This window comes from Nocardia stercoris (assembly GCF_003696265.1).
Lineage (GTDB): Bacteria > Actinomycetota > Actinomycetes > Mycobacteriales > Mycobacteriaceae > Nocardia > Nocardia stercoris.
Window position 1 is genome coordinate 40,033 of the sequence record NZ_RFFH01000024.1, and the last position, 22,326, is coordinate 62,358.

Annotated in this window: 7 protein-coding genes; 3 read left to right on the forward strand and 4 right to left on the reverse strand. The window is 69.2% G+C overall.

What is annotated here, in order from left to right:
* From EBN03_RS31330 to EBN03_RS31345, 4 genes are read right to left on the reverse strand one after another with little or no spacing between them, the layout of a single operon-like run.
* Entirely contained in the window at positions 1–1,110 is a 1,110-nt protein-coding gene (locus EBN03_RS31330; RefSeq protein ID WP_122191783.1) for a Gfo/Idh/MocA family oxidoreductase, read from the reverse strand.
* Complete coding sequence (locus EBN03_RS31335) at positions 1,110–2,237, reverse strand: saccharopine dehydrogenase NADP-binding domain-containing protein (RefSeq protein WP_199743048.1); 1,128 nt, start codon at positions 2,235–2,237, stop codon at positions 1,110–1,112. Before EBN03_RS31335 ends, EBN03_RS31330 begins: the two co-directional genes overlap by 1 nt.
* Positions 2,234–7,681: a non-ribosomal peptide synthetase gene (locus EBN03_RS31340; protein ID WP_122191784.1), complete on the reverse strand. Its 5,448-nt coding sequence runs from the start codon at positions 7,679–7,681 to the stop codon at positions 2,234–2,236. Before EBN03_RS31340 ends, EBN03_RS31335 begins: the two co-directional genes overlap by 4 nt.
* Complete coding sequence (locus tag EBN03_RS31345) at positions 7,678–17,082, reverse strand: non-ribosomal peptide synthetase (protein ID WP_122191785.1); 9,405 nt, start codon at positions 17,080–17,082, stop codon at positions 7,678–7,680. The genes EBN03_RS31340 and EBN03_RS31345 overlap by 4 nt, the downstream gene beginning before the upstream one ends.
* Positions 17,083–17,246: 164 nt before the next feature.
* On the opposite strand from EBN03_RS31345, the gene EBN03_RS31350 reads away from it, so the two are divergent.
* Genes EBN03_RS31350 through EBN03_RS31360 form a run of 3 tightly spaced genes read left to right on the forward strand, consistent with a single transcriptional unit; the run spans position 17,247 to position 22,299 of the window.
* Positions 17,247–18,929 (forward strand): ABC transporter ATP-binding protein, encoded by a 1,683-nt coding sequence (locus EBN03_RS31350; protein ID WP_122191786.1) that lies wholly within the window; start codon positions 17,247–17,249, stop codon positions 18,927–18,929.
* Entirely contained in the window at positions 18,926–20,719 is a 1,794-nt protein-coding gene (locus tag EBN03_RS31355; RefSeq protein ID WP_199743049.1) for an ABC transporter ATP-binding protein, read from the forward strand. The genes EBN03_RS31350 and EBN03_RS31355 overlap by 4 nt, the downstream gene beginning before the upstream one ends.
* Entirely contained in the window at positions 20,716–22,299 is a 1,584-nt protein-coding gene (locus EBN03_RS31360) for an NAD(P)/FAD-dependent oxidoreductase (protein ID WP_158675797.1), read from the forward strand. The genes EBN03_RS31355 and EBN03_RS31360 overlap by 4 nt, the downstream gene beginning before the upstream one ends.
* Positions 22,300–22,326: the final 27 nt, after the last annotated feature.

A 22,326-nucleotide genomic window follows, 5' to 3' on the forward strand; every position in this document is an offset into this window, starting at 1 on the left:
TCACGATGGGAGCCTTTCGTTGCGCTCGGCGCCGGCCAGCAGTTCCGGCAACGCCAAGGGCCGCGGTTCGGACGGCCGGATGATGTCGGGCGGGCCCAGGCCCGTGAGGATCTCGTGCCACAACTGCGTAGTGGTCAGATCGCGCTGGGTCTTGGCGAGCGAATCGGCCCGGCCGCCGATCACGTCGGCCAGCCCGCGCAGCGCATCGATCACCGCCTGCGGCCACAGCCGGGTGAAGACCTCGCGGAACGTGGGATATGCGGTGGGGCCGAGGATCCGGGTGCTCGGCGCGTCGAGCCGTTCGGTGCCCGCGCCGTCGACCACCAGTCTCCCCTCCGGTCCCTTCTCGGCGTGGATGCGTGGACTCCACAGCACCGGTCCGTGTGTGTCGGCGAGCGTGAGGACTCCGCCCTCGCACCCGATGCTGACCCGATGTAGCAGATGAGCGTGGTTGTCGGGGTTGCCCGGATCGACTTGGTGCTGCACCCGGAGCTGCACCGGAACCCCAGCAAGGACACCGGCCACCGACCGGAACGGCACGCCGCGAGACGGTGCGGGCGGCTCCCATGTCCAGGGCCGCAGCCCGCCGACAGCGGCGCCGATGATATCGGCCGTCGAATGCAGGACTTGGCTGGCGCACACGGCGTCGACGAACAACGGCGGCTGGTGCGCGGACATGGCCCGCGCGGCGCCGAGAAACCTTCGTACCGGCTCCACGTGCGGGTAGAAGGTGTTCAGGTGGTAGTAGACCCCGTGCCGCCGGGCAGCACGCACACACGCCGCGAGTTCATCCGGATGCAGCGAGTGTTCTTGCAGCACATGAATTCCCCTGGCCAGTAGGGCCTGGGCGAGTTCCGCACCTGAACCACCCGCCACGCCCGCCCGTACGACGACGCAGGCGATGTCGACGTCCGCTGGAAGCTGCTCGACGTCGGTGTACAACGGAACACCGTGCTCCCGTGCGCAATCCGCGGAGAAGGCGCTGCCCCGCGCCACGATCCCGACGAGCTGGAACTCCGGGTCCCGGCTCCGGAGCGCACGCAGATAGAACCGTCCGAAACCGGTGCCGCACACCACCACCCGCAGCGGACGCTCAGCGGCGGCGGCCATCACAGGACCCCCTCCTCGACGACGCCAGGTGCGCCGTCGACTAGGTGCACGAAGTCGATCGCTCCCAGACGCTCCAGTCCCGCCACGAACCAGGCGGGGTCGAGGACGGTGTCGATGAAATGGACACCGGGCCCGATTGTTTCGTCGATCAGGGCACGTACCGCGAGCGCGGCGGTGGCCGAGGTGAGCCGGTAACTGTCGGAAGCCCGCAGGACTGCTGTGCGCTCGGTTGCGTGCCCGTCGCGCTCCCCCGCGAGGTGAAAGACCAGCAGGTGATACGGATCGCGGCCGGCCAGATCGAGTTCGGCCGCCGCACGGATCTCCTGCGCGGCCGCGGTCAGCGCAGGGCGTTGCGCCGCCGGGAGTCCGCGCTGTGTACTCAGCGCCGTACTCAGCCGCGTCCCACCGGACACCGTGTACCAGTCCAGCTCGGTGAGATCGAGGACCGCACCGACTCGTTCACAACCGGTGCTCAAGTACGGTTGCAGGCTGACTGTGCCGGGAAAATACGGCACTCCGACGCCGCTCACCGGCAACAGGGCGCGGGAGGCGCGGCGGCCACCCCGCCACGCCGCCAACGACTCGCCATACCAGGCACCGTCCGGTACGTCGAATACCGACAACACCAGGTCCTGCGCCGCGATCGGAGTGAACCGCTCGAGACCTCCGACCTGGGCGACCAGCCGAAAGACCCGGTCGAAGGCCAGGCCGGCCGCCCAGCGCACAACCAGATTGGCTGCGCCGGGCAGCATCCCGGCCGAGAGCACCGCCGCAGTGCCGAGGTCCAGGCCCGCCAGCGCTGCGTAGGCGGGGTCGTCCCCGGACACGTCCACATAGTCCGCGCCGACCGCGACGGCCGCGAGTGCGACGCGTTCCTTGAACAGGTACGACGGTCCGGCGCAGTTGAGCACCACACGCGCGCCCCGGCAGAATTCCGCCAGGGCCGGCGGGTCGTCGATATCGACATGCCTGACCTCGGCGCCGAGCTCGCCGGCCGTGGCGGCGAGCAGCTCGGGGTTCCGTCCGCCGAGTCGCAGCCGCACCCCGCCGAGCTCGGCGAGCATCTCGACCGCGGCTCGGCCCACCCGGCCGGAGGCACCGACCACTGCGACCAGTGGCGCGGTCATCGGCCGCCGCCCGGCAGCAGATCGCAGACGGAGCCGGCGTGCGAGGCGGACAGGCAGTCGAAATGGTCACCGGGGACGTCAGCCACCCGCAGGTCGCCGAGACAGACCTGCTGCCAGTAGGCGGCGACGTCGGAACGCATGCCCGGGAGCAGCATGTAGCCGCTGTGCCGCAACAGGGAGATGTCGGCCGCGTATGTCCGCGGTCGGTAGCGGGTGACGGCGAAGACGCTCTGCCGGAAGATGTGGAACAGTTCGGTGAACTTCTCCAGGGTGTAGCCGTGCTCCTCCTCGGCGCTGGGCAGTGTGGCGTGCAGTGCGGCCAGGCGGTCGGCGCGGCCGCGTTGGGCGAGAGCCCGGAATTGCGCTGCGATGCCGCTGAACTCGCCGTCCAGGGTGGCGAAGCAGCCGTCTGCCAGCCGGTCCGGCGTGCGATCCAGCACCGCCCGGACTGCTCGTCCGAAGACATTCGTTTCGGCCGGAAATCCGATGTCACCCGGATGCGCGCCCATGGCGAGTCCGAACGAGAACTCCACCAGCAGTTCGTCGTCCACCCGGAACGGAGGATGGTAGGAGCTGATCGCTGTGAGGCTCTCCACCGTGGCACCCGCCTCGGTGAGCGCGGACGCGACCTCGGTGGCGATCAGGCCGCCGAGGCAATAACCCACGACGTGGAAGCGCCGGGCACCGCTCTCCAGCAACTGCCGGGCGTAATCGGCCCCGAGGTGCTCGACCAGGGTGTCCGGGTTCAACGCCAGGTACGCCTCGGCGTCGGCGACCTCCAAACCGATGAGCGAACCGATACCCGTCCACCGCTTCCGCAGTTCGGTGACCACGAACTGGTACGGGAGCAGCGTGCCGGTTCCGGCGTGCACCAGTACGTGTACGGGATCGCTGTCTCCTTGCAGCGGAACCAGATTGGAGTGCGCGGTCGCAGCGGTGCGGGCGGCGTCGCCCGGACCTGAGCGCAGGTACGCGGCCAGCCCAGCCACCGTGGGCCGCCGCAACATCTGGCCGAGCATCACCTCCCAGTCCAGATCCGCCGCGGTGGGCTCGGTCTCGCGCAGCTTGCCGACCATGCGCGCGATCAACAGCGAATCACCGCCCAGGGCATAGAAATCCTCGTTACGGCCCACCTGCTCGACCCGCAGGAGCTCGCCCCACAGTACGGCGAGCCGACGCTCCAGATCGTCGGCCGGCGCTTCCCGGCCGACCCGCGCCGCGCACTGGTCAGCCGCCTTCGGCAACGACGCGAGTACCGCAGCCCGGTCGAGTTTCGCGTTCACCGACCGGGGCAGGGCGTCGGTCAGCCGAATCTGTTTGGGCACCATGTACTCCGGCAACAGCCCGGCGAGGTGCGTGCTCAGCTCGCCGGGGGTCACCCGACTGCGGTCGGACTTGAACTGGGCGAAGAACACCTGCTGACCGGCCTCGGACAAGGCGTTCGCGGTATCGGGTACACACTCGACCGGATCCGCGCCCGCCTCCGCGAGCAGGGTGAGCCACTGAGCACGGGTAAGGAAGGTCTGGTCCGTGGCCTGACGCAGGTCGGTGAACCCGGTGAGCTCCTCGAAGAACTCCATCGATACCAACAGCGGATAGTTGTGCACCCGGGTGGGCTCGATGAAGACCAACCAGCCCCCGGGAGCAAGGATTTCGCGGAACCGGTCGAGCACGCGCGGCAGGTCCCGGCCGTTGTGCAGGACGTTCGAGCAGAGGATGACGTCGGCGGAGTGCGGCGCGATGCCCTGCGGTTGCGCGTCCGCGTTGAGGTCGAACAGTCCGTAACGCACGAAGGGGTAGTCGGTGAAGCGTTCCTGCGCGGCGGTGAGGAAGTAGGTGGAGATATCGGTGTAGAGATAGTCGACGGCGGCCGCGGCCTCGGCCAGCGCCGGTACCAGGTCGCGGCTGGTGCCGCCGACTCCGGCGCCGACTTCCAGAATCCGCAGCGGACCGTCACCTCGATGCTGCGCGGCGATCCGGCCCACACCGCCGACAACGATCCGGTTCATGCCCTGGCTGACCAGGTTGGCGCCGTAGGCGGCGTGCGCGGTGTACTGCTCCCCGTCCGGGAACAGCAGCGTGCGCACATCGATCTCGCCGCGCAGGAGTTCACCGAGCCGCTCGCTACAGTCGCGGGTGTAACGCAGCGTTTCGGCACCGTATCCGATTGCGGCATCGAGCTTCTCGACCTGTTGCCACTCCCGCGCCGCATCTTCGGGGGTCGCGTCGGCCAAGCCGAAGTAGGGGCCACCCGGCCGGTCCTGCGCGAGTGCGCCCGCGGCGACGAGGCCGGACAGCCAGCGCCGCAGCAGTCTGCGATGCACGTCGGCCACCTGTAGCGATCGCACGATGTCGGTCTCGGTGTGCTTGCGGTCCGCGCCGGCGAACAAGCCACCGTCGCGCAGCGCGCACACCATCGCGAGCACGGATGCCCGTTCGGCGTGGCGGATCATCTCGGTGAACGCGGCACCGTCGAGCGGCGCGGCGGCCGCCGCGGCCGCGTGCACCCCGGCCGCCACCACTACCTCGGCGGTGGCCGCCACGAGAGCCGGATCGTCGATCCGCTGGCTCTCCACGACGGCGACGAGCCGGCGGTCGCTACCTGTACCGTCCACGACGACGGCGGCGTCACCGACGCCGGGGTGGGCGCGCAGCGCCGCCTCGATCTCGCCCAGCTCGATACGGTGACCTCGGATCTTGACCTGATGATCCTCGCGGCCCAGGAATTCGATGGAGCCATCCGGGAGATAGCGACCCAGGTCGCCGGTGCGGTACAGCCGCTCGCCGGTCAGCGGGTGCGGGATGAACCGCTTTGCGGTGGTGGCCTCGTCACCGAGATAGCCGAGGGCCAAGCCGACACCGCCGATATAGAGTTCCCCCGGAATCCATTCCGGTGCCGGCCGGTACGCGGCATCGAGCACGTGGAACTGCTGGTTGGCCAGCGGAGTGCCGTACGGAATGCTGCGCCACTGCGGCTGCACCGACCGGATCGGATGGAAGATCGACCAGATCGAGACCTCGGTCGCGCCCCCGAGACCGACCAGTTCGACGGCGGGCAGCACGCGCCACACTTGATCCGGCAGGCTCAACGGAATCCAGTCACCCGACAGCAGCGCTACCCGCAGCGAACCCAGGTCCTCCGGTGCGCCGTCCAGGTACTCCTGCAGCATCTGCAGTTGCGCCGGAACGGAATTCCACACCGTCACCCGGTGACCGGCCACCAGGTCGGCCCAGTGCGACGGGTCGGTCCGCCGACCGGGGCTGGGCAGCACCACGGTTCCGCCCGCACCGAGCAGTCCGAAGATGTCGTACACCGAAAGATCGAAGCCCAGGTTGGCGATACTGAGTACTCGGTCCGACGCGCCGACACCGAACCGGTGATTGATATCGATGATGGTGTTGAGGGCACCCCGATGGCTGATCATCACGCCCTTCGGGGTACCGGTTGACCCGGAGGTGTAGATGACGTAGGCGAGATCGTCCGGCAGGCGCGGGGGCTTCGGTGGTTCGGTGACATCGGCGCCGCGCGGTAGCAGGTCGACCGCGATCCATTCCGGCCCGACAGTTTCCGGTGGCAGCCATGATTGGGTCAGTACGAGGTCGGCGCCGGCGGCGGCGAGCATGCGGTTGCGGCGTTCGGTGGGCTGTGACGTGTCGATCGGCAGATAGGCGCCGCCGGCCAACAGGATTCCGAGCACGCCGACGATCTGTTCCCAGCCCTTGTCCATCACGAGCGCGACCACCGAACCGGGTTCGGCACCGCGTGAGCTCAGTGTCTCGGCGACCGTGGCCGCGCGGGCCAGCAGCTCGCCGTAGTCGAGCGTGGCCCGCTCGTCGATCACCGCCGGTGCCGCCGGATCGTGGAACGCCTGTGCGACAACGGCATCGGTGAGCAGACCATCGGGCTGCGGTGCGGCCGTGTCGTTGGCGGATTCCCGGCGCACCCGCTGATGGGTGGGGAGTTCGACGGGCGACTCCGCGGCCCAAGCCGCGTCGTCGGCGACCAGCCGCCGGACCAGGCCGACGAAGGCCGCGAACGCGTCCTCGGCCAGGCCGGACGGAAACGCGTCCTCGCGAACATCCCAGCCAAGCAGGAGTCCGCCGTTGTGCTCGAGCACCTGACAGTCGATCCACACCTGCGGAGTTCGGGTCAGTCCGTGGACGATGCGGCCCACCACCGGATTCGCGGCCCCGAGCGTGCTGGTGAAGACCACCGGCATGATCGCCGCGTCCGGCCCCTGCCGCCGGCGCAGTTCGGCGAGCACGTCGAGACCGGTGTACGTACGGTGGTCGAGATCCTCGAACAGCCTGCCGGACAACGCCCGCACATGCTCGATGAAGCTCGTCGACGCCGTCGGATCGACCTCGAGCAGTTCCATCGAGGTGAAGTCCCCGACCAGATTCGGCACATCGGGATGCAACGGGATCCGGTTGAATGTCGGCAGGTTGAGGGTGAACCGGGGTCGGCGACTCCACCGTCCGATCACTTCCGCGAAGGCGGTCAGCAGGACGGCCGAAGCTGTCACGCCACGAGCCCGGGCCCGCTCGTCGAGCACGGCGAACTCCGCCACACTCAGATCGGCCTGGAGGCGATGGAATCGCCCCACTTCCTGGGCGGCACCGTTGAGCACCGGCAGGTCGGGACCCGGTGGCAGCTCATCGATCCGGTCCATCCAGTAGACCCGGTCACGATGGAATCGAGCGGTTTCACGGAGCCGGTTCTCGGCGAGGACGTAGTCCCGGAAGCCGAGCTGCAACGGCGGCAGGTCCGCGCTCTCGTCGTTCAGCAACACGGCCAGTTCGCCGAGCAGGATCTGGATGCCCGCCGAATCGGTGACGAGCAGATCGATGGCCAGGTGCAGCAGCAGCCCGTCGTCGGTGTGGGTGGCGCGAAGTCCGAACAACGGCCACCGGTCGGGCGACCGGTCGGCGCCGAGTACGTTGCGAACGGTCTCGATCGCGGTCCGTACGGCTTCGGCATCGGCACCCCGGACGTCGCCTACCTCGAGCTGATAGCCGGGTACCTCAGGCAGCACCCGCTGGCTGCCCTGTTCGATGTCGACCACGGTGCGCAGCGCGTCGTGTCGCGTCACCAGGGTCCGCCACGCGGTCGCGACCTGTTCGGGCTCGGCACCCGGGAACAGCACTTCGAGATAGGCCGAGGCGGCGGTGCCGCCGTAGGCGAAGGCGGAGCTGCGGCCCAGCGCGTAGGCCTGTTGCACACCCGTCAGCGGGAAGGGCGCATATCGATTGTCCGGGTCCGGGATCAGGGTGTCCGGTTGCCGCGTCAGGTGTTCGACCAGTGCGTCCCGGCGCTCACGCAGCGTCTCCCGGCGCCGGTCGTCCATGACGCCCTGCGGCGCCCGGAATCGGAGCTGTCCGGACTCGACCCACAATGCGATACCTGCCCGCGACATCTCGTCGACGAGTTCACGAACGTTCATATGACGCCTTCTTCCGAAATCTGAGTGCTGCGGTGGCGTTCGATCACGCGACCGAGGGCCGCCACCGTGGGAGTGGTGAAGAATTCACGCAGCGACAGCTCGACACCGAAACTGCGCTGCACCCGCTGAGCCAGCCGGGTGGCCAGCAGGCTGTTGCCGCCGGCGGTGAAAAAGTTGTCGTGCCTGCCGATGTCGGCCGTACCCAACAGCTCGGCGCACAGCCGGGCCAGCGTGGTCTCGACCTCGCCCGCGGGCGGTTCGCCGGCCCCGGCCGGGCGGGCGGGTGCGCGCTCCCGCAGGGCGTTCCGGTCGAGCTTGCCGTTCGCGGTCAGGGGAAACGCGTCGACCACCGTGACGCGGACCGGCACGGCGTAACCCGGCACCAGGCCGGCGACGTGATCCAGCACGTCCTGCTCGGCAAACAGCTCGGCGCCCGGGACGACCCAGGCATGCAGCGCCAGGCCGTCGATCGCCACGACCACCGCGGCGGCGACGTCGGGATGGCTGCGCAGGGCGGCCTCGACCTCACCGAGTTCCACTCTGTGGCCGCGGACCTTCACCTGGTCGTCGAGCCGGCCCAGCAGTTCGATGTTCCCGCCGGGCAGATAGCGCGCCCGGTCGCCGGTGCGATACCACCGCGTGCCCGCGCGGACCACGAAGCGTTCGGCGGTCCGCGCCGCGTCGGCTCGGTACCCGGTGGCCAAACCCGCTCCGCCGATCCATAGTTCGCCCGCCACCCAGTCCGGGCAGTCCGCTTCCCACTCGTCGACGACGCGGAAGTACTGTCCGCGCAGCGGCGGTCCGTACGGGATCGTGGTCCATCGCGGGTCCACCGGCGTCGGCTCAAGCGCGGTCGACCAGATCGCCGCCTCGGTGGCACCGCCCAGCGCGAGCAGCCGGCAACGGCCGTCGCTCGCCCGGGCCAGCCGGTCGGGCAGATCGATATCGACGCGATCACCGGAGACCAGCGCGACCCGCAGCCGGTCCGGCAGCTGCTCGGGCTCGGCCCCGGCGAGCAGCATCTCCAGCAGCATGGGAACCGAATTCCAGACCGAAACACCATGCAGTCGAATCGAATTCAGCCACGCGGCCGGGTCGCGACGCGCGCCGTCGTCGAGCAGCACTACCGCGCCGCCGACCGACAGCGGGCCGAACAGGTCGTAGACCGACAGGTCGAAGTCGAGCGCCGACACCGCGAGCACGCGATCGCCACTGCCCAGTCCGATCCGGGCGCTGACGTCGCCCACGGTGTTCGACGCCGCGCGGTGGGAGATCTCCACACCCTTGGGCGCACCCGTGGTTCCCGACGTGAAGATCACATAGGCCGGGCCGTCGCAGTGGACCGCGAGCGGCTCGTCCAACGGGACCGCGTGTGTGGCGGCAGCGAGATCCGTTATCACGTAACGGATTCCGGCCGCGTCGCGGATGCGGCGCCGTCGGGACACCGGCTGATCGGTCCCGACCGGTACGTACACCGCGCCGGCGGCGAGCACACCCAGCACCGCGATCACCTGTTCCGGACCGCGCGGCATGGTGACCACGACCAGATCACCCGGCACCACCCCGGCATCCCGCAACCAGGACGCGACCCGCAGGGCCGCATCGGCGAGCTCGCCGTAGGACAGGCGCAAGTCCTCGCCCCAGCACACGGCAGGACGGTCCGGGCGGGTGGCAGCGAGCGCGAAGAACGGTGCGTGCAACAGAATTTCGCCGTCCGGCGCACTACCTGTCGCGTTGACCGCGTCCCGGACCTCGCGTTGCCGGGCGGGCAGTCCCGGCGTTACCGCGTCCGCGAGCCCGGTTGTGGCCAACCCGCAGAGCAGCTCGCGGTAGGCGGCGAACATATCGTCGAGAACGGCCGGTTCGACCAGATCCGCCACGGCGTCCCAGGCCACGTGCAGGCCGTCGGCGCACTCCACGACCTGGTTGTCCAGCCAGACCTGGGGGGTCTGAGAGATGCCCCAGGTAGGCCAGCGCAGGGCTTGCGATACCCCGCCCCCGACGCCGACCATGCTGGTGAACACCACCGGCGAGGCCGTACCGGACCCGCCGGTCTGCTGGGCGAGTTCGCGGGCGGCCCAGATCCCGGAGACCTGTGCGTGGTCGAGATCGCGGCCGAGCTGTACCTGTAGTCGCCGCACGCTGTCGAGCCACGGCTCGCCTGCGATGGGGGCGTAGCCCACCGGCAGGACCGAGGTGAAGTCGCCGATCACCCGGTGTACGTCGGGATGTACGTCCTGCCGGTCGAACAGTGTCACTGTGACCGACAGGTCGCGGCGGCCGCTCCACCGGCCGAGCACCTCGGCGTACGCGGCGAGCAACGGTACCGACGGTGTCAGGCCGGCCGCCCGCGCGACCCGTTCGAGCTCGGCCCAGACCTCCGTGGCGATCACGGTGTGGCGACGCACGAAACGCGGCACCGACATCGCAGTGGGTTCGGTCACCAACGGCAACGTCGGCGGTGGCGGCAACTCGCGCACCCTCACCCGCCAGTAGTCCTCGGCGGCGGCCAGCGCTTCCGGATCCGGGGCGCGCTGCAGCAGATAGTCGCGGAACGACAGATCCAGCTGCGGCAGTTCCACATCCGGCTCGTGGTAGAGCCGGTCCAGCTCGGTGAGCAGGATCATCATGCTGATGCCGTCGAGGACGAGATTGTCCAGGCTCACCCCGACCCGAGCGCGCGGCCCGGTCTCCGAGTCGTAGCGGACGGCCCGCACGTCCAGAACCGGCCAGCGCGTCGGGTCGAGCACCTGGTGTGACAGCTCCGCGCGCAGTGCCGTCAGTGCGGTCTCGGGGTCGCCGTGCGCTTCGACCACTCGAATGGACAGCGGCGGGACGTCGGGCAGGATCCGCTGCATGCCATCGGTATCGATGACGGCGCGCAGCATCTCGTGCCGTGCGATGAGCCGGTTCCAGGCCCGCCCCAGCCTCTCCAGATCGACATCGGGGTCGTCGTACTCGAGGTAATAGTGGGAGCCGACGCCGCCCAGGACGAGTCCGCGAGTGCGTCCGATCAGGTACGCCTGCTGGACGTCGGTGAGTTCGAACGGCTCGTGGCGTGCCGCGGGCGCGGGGATGATCGGCTTCGATGTGATGGCTTGTCCGGTACGCAGACCGGCCGCGAAGGTGGCGAGATCGCGTGCGGCGAACAGATTCGCCAGCTCCACTCCAGCCAGGCCGGCCGCCCGCAAGCGCGGGATGAGCCGGGTCGCCAGCAGGCTGTCGCCGCCCAGCGTGAAGAAGTTGTCGTGTCTGCCGACTGCGGCTACCCCGAGCAGGTCCGACCACGACTCGGCCACCGTGCTCTCGATGAGTCCGCGCGGCGGCTCGCTGCCGGTCTCGACCTCGGCCGCCGCGGCCTGTGCTTCCAGCGCCCGCCGATCGACTTTCCCGTTGGCGGTCAGCGGTAGTGCGCCCACGATGACGACAGTGGTAGGCACGGCGTAGGGAGGCAGGCTGGTGGACAGGTAGTCCGTGATCTCGTCCGGCTCCAATGCATCCGCCACGACGAAGCCCACCAGCCGCCTGCGGTTGCGCTCGCCCGGCGCGACCACGACGGCGCGGTCGACCCTTGGGTGGGTGCGCAGTGCGGTCTCGATCTCGCCCAGGTCGATCCGGTGTCCCCGGACCTTCACCTGACTGTCGCGGCGGCCGAGGAACTCGAGCACACCACCCGGCCGATATCGGCCGAAATCGCCTGTGCGATACCATCGTTGGCCATCTACCAGAGGGAAGGCGCGGGCGGTCGTCTCGGCGTCGGCATGGTAACCGCGGGCGATCCCCGCGCCGCCGATCCACAGCTCCCCCGCCACCCACTCCGGGCAGTCCGCGCCCAGCGGATCGACCACGCGGAAATGCTGACCGCGCAGGGGGAATCCGTACGGAATCGACGTCCAGCCCTCCAGCTCGCCGGCCGTGTCGGCGGGAAAGGCGTTGGACCAGATGCCCGCCTCGGTGGCACCGCCGAGGGCGACCGTACGGCAGCCCCCATCGCTGTGCCGGGCCACCCGTGCGGGCAGGTCGACGCCGACCCAGTCGCCCGAGACCAGCGCCAGCCGCAGGGACGCGGGGAAACCGTCGTGTTCGGCGGCGACCAGCAACATGTCCAGCAAGGTGGGGACGGTGTTCCAGATGGTGACGCCGAATCGTCGGGCCGACCGGATCCAGGCCGCCGCGTCGCGGCGCTGCTCGTCCGCGACGAGTACCAGCGCACCACCGACCGACAGCAGGCCGAAGATGTCGTACACCGAGAGGTCGAAATCCAAGGCGGACACCGCTAGTACCCGATCGCGACCGGTCACCTGGTAGCGGGCGTTGATATCGCTCACCGTGTTCATGGCCGCGGCGTGGGTCATGCAGACGCCCTTCGGCTCGCCTGTCGAACCCGATGTGAAGATGACATAGCCGAGCTCGTCGGCACCCACGTCGACCGGCGCGGCGAGCGGTTCGACCTGCGTGGTGTCGGCCAGATCGACCAGTACTGCCCGGGGGTCGACTGCGCGCAGGATGCGGTCGCGGCGGGCGGCCGGCTGGTCGAGACCGATCGGGACGTACGCAGCGCCTGCGGCGAGCACGCCCAGTACCGCGGCGATCTGCTCCGGACCTCGGGGCATCGACACGGCGACGAGATCCCCGGGCCGGGTTCCGGTACGGACCAGACCGGCCGCTACGCGTAGCGCCCGATCGGCGAGTTCGCCGTAGCTGTACCGCCCGCCGTCCCACAGCAACGCCGTCCGGTCGGGTTCGCGTCGCGCGGTGGCGAAGAACGCGGCGTGCAGGGTTGCCGGAGCGGCGGGCTGCCCTGTGTCGTTGATCTGCTGCCGGACCGCGCGCTGCGTGTCGGGAATCAGATCCGGTACCGGGGCCGACCAGTCGCCGTCGGCCAGGCGGCCGATCAGGAAGAGGTAGGCCTCGAACATCGCGTCCAGGACACCCGGTGGGAACAGCTCCGTGACCGCGTCCCACTCCACCACCAGGCCGCCGTCGGACTCGTACACCTTGCAGTCCAACCAGGTCTGCGGCGTCTGCATCACACCCCAGACCCGCTCGCCGTAGGCGGTGGACTGCACCAATCCGCTTTCCTCGGGAAGACCCAGCACGCTGGTGAACACCACCGGCATGGCCGTCTCGTTGGCACCCGAGCTGCGGGCGAGCTCTCGCAGGACCCACACCGCCGAGACTTCGCGGTGGCTCAGGTCGCGACCCAATTGGTCCTGGACCCGCCGCACTCCGGCCACGAACGGCTCGTCCGCATTCCGTCGGCAGGCGACCAGCAGCAGGGAGGTGAAATCACCGACTACGCGGTTGATGTCGGGGTGCACCTCCTGGCGGTCGAACACGGTGAGGTTGACGGTGAGGTCGCGCTGGCCGCTCCACACCCCCAGCACCTCCGCGTAACAGGTCAGCAGGGTGGTCGCCGCGGTGACTCCGTGGGCGCGGGCCGCGGCTCCGATCGCCCGCCACTGCCCGGCGTCGATCCGCCGGACGCGCCGTTCGAAGCGCGGCGCGCGCAGTGTCGCCGGATCGACCGCCAACGGCAGTGCCGGCGCGGGCGGGAGGTCCACCAGCCGGTCCTGCCAATACGCGCGCGCCCGGTCGACGGCGTCGGGTTCGGGTGCCACCTGCTGGACGTAGTCCCGGAACGCCAGGGTGACGGGCGGCAGCTCGACTTCCGGGTCGCGGTAGAGCCGGTCGAGTTCCGCCAGCACGATCATGATGCTGAGACCGTCGAGCACGAGGTTGTTCATGCTCACCCCGATCCGCATCCGCGGCCGGCCGTCGAGCCGGTAGCGGACGGCCCGCACGTCGCACAACGGCCAGTGCCGTGGGTCGCGCACCTGATGCGACATCCGCGCGCGCAGATCCGCAAGGGCGCCTCGGTATTCCGTGGGCGCTTCGGCCACGGGGATGCGGCACCAGGGCACCTCGGACCGCACCCGCTGCCGGCCGTCGGCGTCGATCACCGCCCGCAGCATCGGATGGCGCGCGATCAGCCGGTTCCAGGCGGCCTCCAACCGGGTTGCATCGACATCGGCACCGTCGAACTCCGTGTAGAAATGCGCGTCGACACCACCGAGCGTCAAACCCGCATCGCGGCCGATCCAGTACGCGCGCTGCACATCCGAGAGCGGAAACGGTTCGAACCAGGAGCCCGGATCGGCCACGATCTCGGTGTCGCTCGCCCCGATTCGCGCTGCGGGCACGCTGCTCGCCGGCAGCGCGGACGCGAATTCCGCCAGCGTGCGATGGTCGTAGAGGTCGGCCAGTGTCGTCCCAGGGAACCTGCCGATCATCCTGGTGGCGAGCATCGAATCCCCGCCGAGGACGAAGAAGTCGTGCTCGCGGCCGATCTCGACCACGCCGAGCAGCTGTGACCACACAGCCGCCACCTGGCATTCGACGAGCGTGGCGGGCGGTGTCGACACGGTCTCGGCGGCACGGGGTTCGGCGAGCGACTGCCGCAACGCCGCACGGTCGATCTTGCCGTTCGGCGACAGGGGCAGCCGCTCGAGCACCCGAATATGGCTCGGCAGCATGGCTTCCGGCAGCAGGTCCTTCACGAACGCCGTCACCTCCGTGGTGTCGACGTCCGCACCTGATGCCGCAGTGACGGCGGCGGCCGTCCGGTTGCCGATCACAACCGCGACCGCACTGCTGACAGCCGGATGCGCGGTGAGTGCGGACTCGATCTCGCCGAGGTCGACGCGGTGGCCGCGGATCTTCACCTGATGGTCGGTGCGGCCGAGGAATTCCACTGTCCCGTCGGGCCAATAGCGTGCGAGGTCGCCGGTGCGGTACCAGTCCGAGTCGAACTTGGCCCGGGTCCGGTCCGGGTCGCCGAGGTATCCCCGGGCCACGCCCGCACCACCGATGTGCAGTTCGCCGGGAACCCAGTCCGGTCGGTCACGATCGAGCGCATCGACGACCCGGCATCGGACGTTGTCCAGCGGAACGCCGTAGGGCACCGAACGCCAGTGCGGCGCAACGCTGTCCACGAGCTGGATAGTCGAGTGGATCGCGGTCTCGGTGGTTCCGCCCAGGGCCGCGAACACGCAGTCCGCCGCCACATCGCGTAGCCGGCCGGGTAGATCGGGCCCGACCCGGTCGCCACCGACCAGCACTACTCGCAACGGCAGCTCTGCCCGAGGGGTGCGATCGGTGAGCAGCAGGTCGAGCACGGCCGGCACGCAATTGAGCACCGTGGCGTGGTGGGTCACCATGAGGTCGGCCCAAACCGCCGGATCCCGGCGCTCGTGTTCGCCCATCAGCACAACGGCGCCGCCGGTGGACAGTGGCGCGAAGATATCGAAGACGGAGAGGTCGAAGTCGAGTGCCGAGACCGCCAATGTCCGGTCGCCGGAAGATATCTCGAACCTGGCGGTGAGGTCGTCGATGGTGTTGACGGCAGCCGAGTGCGGGATCTGCACGCCCTTGGGTTCTCCGGTGGAACCGGAGGTGAACAGCACGTAGGCCAGGTCGCGATCGGCCTCGGGAAGAGGTCCGGCGTTAGCGAGGATGCGGTCGCGACGATGCGGCGGTTGGTCGATCCCAACCGGCAGATACGCCGATCCGGCGGCGAGAATGCCCAGCACCCGGACGATCTGCTCCGGCCCCTTCGGAAGGTGTACCGGAATCAGCTGTCCCGCAGGCAATGTCGCGGCAAGCTCCCGCGCCCGCCGCGCCAGCTCACCGTAGCTGAGACGGCCGTCCGTGCCCCACAACACGGCGGGCGCCTCCGGCGCCGCCTCGGCGAGCGCGAAGAACCGCTCGTGCAGGGCAGCGCCCGATCGCGGTGCCGCCGTGGCGTTCACCTCCGCGCGGACAGCCCGCTGCGCCGCGGGAAGCAGGGCGGGCACCGGCTCGTCCCAGGCGGTCTCGGTGGCACACAATCGGTCGAGCAGCCTGGTATACGCCTCAAACATGGCTTCCAAGGCGCCGGGCGGCAGTGCATCACGGCGAACGTCCCAGTTCACCAGCAGACCACCGTCGAACTCAGTGACCTGCGCGTCCAGCAGGACCTGCGGACCTTGGGACACGATCCACACCGGGTCGCCGAAACATTCGCGCACGAGCGGATCGAACAGTTCGCCCAGACCCAGAGCGCTGGTGTAGACGATGGGCGCCAGCACGGTCTCACCGTGGTGGCGGCTCAGGTCGCGCAGTACCTCCACGCCCGGGTAGGCAGCGTGGGCGACATCGGCGCGAAACCGCGCCTGTACCGCGCGGGCCCGCTCGGTGAACGTGCCCGGCACCGTCGCGTCGACGGCCACCAGCACCGAGGAGGTGAAGTCGCCCACCAGCGCCGCCACGTCGGGGTGTACCGGTTCCCGGTCGAACAGTGGGAGGTTCAGCAGGAACTTCTGCTCGGAACTCCAGGCCGCGATCACCTCGGCGAACACCGCGGCAACGGCGACGGCCGGGGTCAGTCCCCTACCGCGCGCCCGGCGTTCCAGCTCGCGGCGCGCATCAGGGGCGAGCCAGTGATGCTTGCGAATCACCCGAGAGTCCACTGCGACAGTCGATTTCGGCAGATCCGGAGCGCCGGGCAGCTCCGCCAGCCGAGCACGCCAGTATGACCGGGCCGCGTCGTACTCAGCCGAGTCGGACACCCGGCGCGCGTGGTCGGCCAGATAGCGGGCATAGCCGTAGCCCAAGTCGGGAAGCCGGACCTGCGGATCCCGGTACAGTGCGGCCAGATCGGCGAACAGGATCCGCAGGCTCTGCGCATCCGCGGCAAGCATGTCGAGGTTGACGTGCACCCTGGTGGTGCCCGCGGGGGTCAGTGACAGCTGAACGTCGAACACCTCACCCCGGGCGACATCCAGCTGCCGATGCGACAATTCGGCGCGCAGCCGGGCCGGCCCGTCGGGATCGTGTCGCAGGTCGTGCACGCGCAGGCCCGGCCAGGGGCTGTCGGCCAGAATCCGTTGCTTGCCATCGGTTTCGAAGGTGGCCCGCAGCATCTCGTGGCGGCGCAGCAGCGCCCGCACCGCCGCCTCCAGCCGGTCGGGTTCGATGTCGCGGCCGTCGAACTCGTTGTAGAACTGCGCGGCCACACCACCGAGACGCCGGGTGTCCTGACGGCCCGCCCAGTACGCGTGCTGCATCGTGGCCAGGTCGAACGGCTGTTCCGGCGAGAAGGCTTGGGGCGTACCGTTGTTCGCCGATTCGATGGCGGGCGCCTCGCCGACCAGCGCGATCCAGTCCGACAGTGTCGGCCGCTCGAGCAGATCCACGAAGCGGACGGCGGCTCCCGCGCGGCGCCACTGTCCGGCCAGGCGCATCGCGCTGATGGAGTCGAGTCCGCGCAGCGTCAGGTCCTCGTGCGGATCGAGCGCTGCGGCGGGGACGCCGAGAATGTCTGCGACGCAGGTGATTACCGCGTGAGGGGCGATCGACACCCATTACCTCCTGTGGGAACTCTGTCCGATGTACGGTACATTATTGAAAATGATTTTCATATGCAACAGAGCGGTGGTGGCTGCGTGACGGTTCGAGCTAGCCGCGAATTCGGCTGGTGGCCAACAGGGGCGGCACCGACTCGGGCAGTGCCAGGAGGACATGGATGGGTGAGTTGACACGGGCGGGCCGGGGACGGTTGGCGACCGCACTGGTCTGCCAAGCCCTGGCCGCGGTAACGGGGGTGCTGCCGTTCGCGGCCGTCGCCGAGCTGGGCCGCAGGTTGCTGCGCCACGACGACCCATGGCCCGCGGTCGTCGTAGCGGTCGCGGCCCTCGTCGTCCGGCTCGCGTTGTCACTGGCGGCCGCAACGCTGACGCACTACGCCGACAACGACATTCAGTTGTCGGTGCGCCGTTCGATCGCCGCGCGGGTGGGGCGGGTGCCGCTCGGCTGGTACGACGATCGCGGGTCCGGAGCGGTCCGCAAGGCGGTCGGCGACGATGTGGCGGCGATGCACCAGGTCATCGCGCACTCCTCCCTCGATATCACCGATGCTGTGGTGACTCCGCTGGTGTGCCTGGCTTATCTGTTCTGGGTGGACTGGCGGATGGCGCTGATCACGATGATTCCGCTGGCGGCCGGGATAGAGCTGTTCCGGCGCGCGATGGCGGGCTATGGCGCGGGCATGCGGGACTACACCACGGCGATGACCGAGATCAGCACGAGCGCAGTCGAATTCATGCACGGCATCGCAGTGGTGAAGACATTCGGGCAGACCGGCCGCGCACACCGGCGGTATCTCGACGCGGCCGACGAGTTCAGCGACTTCTTCGTGGGCTGGATCCGCCGCACCAGCGCCCTGTCGGCCGCCGCCCAGCTCGCGCTGTCACCGGTGTCGATGCTCGCGGCCGTGCTCCTCGGCGGGGCCGCGCTAGTGCCGACCGGCCACCTCACCGCCGTCGACCTGCTGCCGTTCGCCCTGCTCGGACTGGCGCTGTCGGCGCCGGTGCAGACCCTGGCGCAGTCCGGCCAAGCGATGCAGGCGAGCATGCGGGCGGCCGGCGACATTCGCGTGCTCCTCGACACTGCGGAGCTGCCCTACGGGAGCGCGGAACGCCCGGAGACCGGGACTGTCCGATTGGAGAACGTCCGCTTCAGCTACGACGGTGACACCGACGCCCTCACCGATATCGATCTGGAGCTGCGGCCGGGGACGCTCACCGCGCTGGTCGGGCCGTCCGGTTCGGGCAAGAGCACCCTGGCGTCGCTGCTCCCACGATTCCACGACCCGAGCGACGGGCGCATCACCATCGGCGGCGTGGACGTGCGCGACCTCTCCGAAGCGGCCCTGTACCGCAGCGTGGGTTTCGTCTTCCAGGACGTGCGATTGCTGCGAATGAGCGTGCGAGACAACATCGCCCTGCCGAAGCCCGATGCCCTGGCCGCCGAGATCGTGGCAGCCGCCCGGGCTGCCGCCATCGACGACCGGATCAGGGCCCTGCCCGACGGGTACGGCACCGTCGCGCCGGCCTTGTCGGGTGGCGAGGCACAGCGGGTGTCCATCGCCCGCGCGGTACTCGCCGACGCGCCGGTACTGGTGCTCGACGAGGCCACGGCTTTCGCCGATCCGGCCGCCGAGGCCGCCGTCCAGACCGGGCTGTCCCGGCTTGCGGCGGGCAAGACGGTCCTCGTGGTGGCGCACCGCCTGGCCACGATCGTCGACGCTGACCAGATCGTCGTGCTGGATCGCGGCCGGATCGTGGAACGCGGGACACACACCGAATTGCTGTCCCGTGGTGGCCGGTACGCGGCCATGTGGGCGGCGTGGGAAGGAGCTGCCGCGTGATTCGCGTGCTGTTGAAGATCACCGACAAACCCGGCTCACCGAGCAGCGCTCGCACCGGCCTGCGGACCGTCCTCGCGCTCACCGTAGCGACGGCCGTAGCCCAGGGCGTGGCCTTCGCGCTCCTCGTACCGGTATTGCGCGCCTTGCTCGGGCCGACGCCCGGAGCGTGCGGGCCGTGGCTGGGTGGCTTCGTGGGCGCTGTCGTGGTGTTCGGGGCGCTGTTGCTGCGCACCACGCTCGCCGGATACGAGCTGGGTGGATCGATCCTGCGGACGTTGCATCACCGGATGGGTGATCACATCGCCGCACTCCCCCTGGGCTGGTTCGGCGGTGAACGCGTCGGAGAGCTGAGCAGCCTCGCTGGCGAGGGCATCATGCAGGTGGCCAACGCGGTGGCGAATCTGCTGCGGCCGATCGTGTCCGCGGTGGTCACGCCGGCCATCGTGGTGCTGCTCATGTTCCTCTTCGATTGGCGCATCGCCCTGGTGATGCTTGCGACGACCCCCGTGATCGCCGCGACGTTCCGATTGACCGGCCTGCTGGTGGCGCGTGCCGAACACGGCACACACGCCACGGCCACAGCCGCAGGCGCGCGGGTGGTGGAATTCGCACAGGCACAGCGGATTCTGCGGTCCAGCGGTCAGATCACGCGCGGCTACGCCGCGTTCGACGCGGCCTTGCTGGCCCAGCGCGACGCAGGGCGGCGTCTGGTGACCGCCGTCGTTCCGGGCCTGGTCACGTTCAGCTTCGTCGTGCAGGCGGCGTTCACCGCAATCCTGTGGTACGGCACATATCTGGCGGTGAACGGCTCGCTGGACACCCCGACCCTGCTGGCGTTGCTGGTGCTCGCGGTCCGATTCGTCGAACCACTGATCGCGGCCAGCGGGCTCGGTGCCGCGGTGAAAGTGGCCCGCAACCACCTGCTCCGCGTGCAGGAAATCCTCGACACCCCACCGCTTCCGGAAGCCACCGAGCCGGTGGAACCGGGTGGTGCGCAGATCGAATTCGATACCGTCACCTTCGGATACGGCGACCGGCCGGTCCTGGACGGGGTCTCCTTCACCGCGGCAGAAGGCAGCCTGACCGCGCTCGCCGGCGCCTCCGGCGCGGGTAAGACCACTATCACCCGGCTGATCGCCCGGTTCTACGACACCGATTCCGGCACCGTCCGGGTGGGTGGACAGGACGTGCGCGACATGCGGCCCGAGGTGCTGATGTCGATGCTGTCGCTGGTGTTCCAGGACGTGTATCTCTTCGATGTCTCCATCCTCGACAACATCCGTCTGGCCCGTCCGAGCGCTTCCGAGGAGGAGGTACGGCAGGCGGCCGCGGCGGCTCGGGTGGACGAGATCGTCGCGCGGTTGCCGCAGGGCTGGCACACCCGCGTCGGCGAGGGTGGCACCATCTTGTCCGGCGGTGAGCGGCAACGGGTCTCGATCGCCCGGGCGATGTTGAAGGACGCGCCGATCGTGCTTGCCGACGAGCCCACCTCGGCGCTCGACGCGGAGAACGAGGTCGCGATCCGTGACGGGCTACGCGCACTGGCGCGGCAGCGGACCGTCATCGTGATCGCGCACCGGCCGGCCACCCTCGCCGACGCCGACCAGGTGTTGTTCCTGGCGGACGGCACGATCGCCGAACGCGGTCGCCACGACGATCTGCTCGAGGCCGACGGCCGCTATGCGGGGTTCTGGCGCGACCGCGAACGCGCCGCCGGCTGGCGGCTCGGCTCCGAAACCCCCAGTGCCGAAACCGATCTCACCGCAATCACGCAGGGAGCCGCACAGTGACACCAACGGACAGCAAATTCGAGGTCGCCGTCCTCGGCGCGGGTATCGCGGGCAGCACGCTCGCCGCGATTCTCGCCCGGCACGAGGTCAAGGTGCTGCTCATCGACTCCGGAACACACCCACGGTTCGCGATCGGGGAATCCACTATTCCGTATGCGACGTCCACGATGCACGTTCTGGCCGAACGGTACCGGGTCCCGGAGCTGGCGCCGCTGTCCAACTTCAAGGACACCGCCACCCACGTGAGCACGATGTGCGGACAGAAGCAGAACTTCGGATTTGTCTACCACGAGCCGGACGCGCCCCCGGCCGCGGAGAAGGCCAATCAGGTGATGGTGCCGATCTGGTGGCGCACCGAAGCTCATTGGTTCCGGCAGGACATCGACACCTACGTGTTCAATCAAGCGGTCCGTTACGGTGCTGTGCCACGACTGAATACATGTATCAGTGACATCGGCGTAGACCCGCACAGTGGTGCCGAACTGCGCACATCGTCCGGCGAAACGTTCACCGCGGAGTACCTGGTCGACGCGACGGGCTTCCGCTCGGTCCTCGCCGAGCGGTTCGGGCTGCGCGAGGTGCCGACCCGCGCTCGCACTCACTCTCGATCGCTGTTCACCCACATGATCGGCGTCGAACCCTATGACGACGTGGCGCCGCTGCGGTACGGCCAGCCCAGCCGGTGGCACGACGGCACCCTGCACCACGTCTTCGACGGCGGCTGGCTGTGGGTGATCCCGTTCGACAATCACGACAGCTCGAAGAACCCGTTGTGCAGCGTGGGGCTGACCCTTACCGGAGCGGCCGCGCTCGCTGACCGCGAAGCGCCGGACAAGGAGTTCGCCGACTTCCTGCGCCGGTTCCCGGCGGTGGCCGAGCAGTTCCGTACCGCGAAGGCGGTCCGCCCCTGGGTGAGCACCGGGCGATTGCAGTACTCCGCCACCGACACCGTCGGCGACCGGTTCTGTCTCACCGCGCAGTCGGCGGGTGCGGTCGACGCGCTGTTCTCGCGAGGACTGGCCAATTCCTTCCAGACCGTGAATGCCCTGGCGTGGCGCCTCATCGCGGCGGCGCGGGAGAAGGATTGGTCGACGGAGCGGTTCGTCGGGGTCGACGCGATCCAGCAGCGGATGTTCGACATGCACGACGATCTGGCCTACTCGTCGTATGTGGCGTTCCGCGACTACGACCTGTGGAACGTGATGATCCGGGTCTGGGACACCTTCAACTTCTACACCGAAGCCGCTCTCGCACATACGTTTTCTCGCTATCAGACTACCGGCGACGACGAGCTCTTCCGGACACACGAACGACTCGACTCCGGACTCGCGGCCATGATGCGGGAACTGCTCGCGACCGCGCGCACGACGTGCGAAGCGGTGGACCGAGGCGAGCTGACGCCGGGAGACGCCGCGGCCACGCTGCGTGCGCACCTCGAGCAGGGTCGGTTCTGGCCGACGTACATGCCTCAAGGCAAGCCGGATACCCGATACTTCTACACCAACCCGGATCTCACGACGCAGTTCATGTACTGGACCCGCACCGAGGCTCCACAGCGCATCCGCGAGTACTTCGCATGACGGGGGCCGTGCGTACGACAGGAGAGA

Excerpts from the sequence above, each read along its gene's own strand:
- EBN03_RS31330 (WP_122191783.1), bottom strand. The coding sequence starts at position 1,110 with ATGGCCGCCGCCGCTGAGCGTCCGCTGCGGGTGGTGGTGTGCGGCACC.
- EBN03_RS31335 (WP_199743048.1), bottom strand. The coding sequence starts at position 2,237 with ATGACCGCGCCACTGGTCGCAGTGGTCGGTGCCTCCGGCCGGGTGGGC.
- EBN03_RS31350 (WP_122191786.1), top strand. The coding sequence starts at position 17,247 with ATGGGTGAGTTGACACGGGCGGGCCGGGGACGGTTGGCGACCGCACTG.
- EBN03_RS31340 (WP_122191784.1), bottom strand. The coding sequence starts at position 7,681 with ATGAACGTTCGTGAACTCGTCGACGAGATGTCGCGGGCAGGTATCGCA.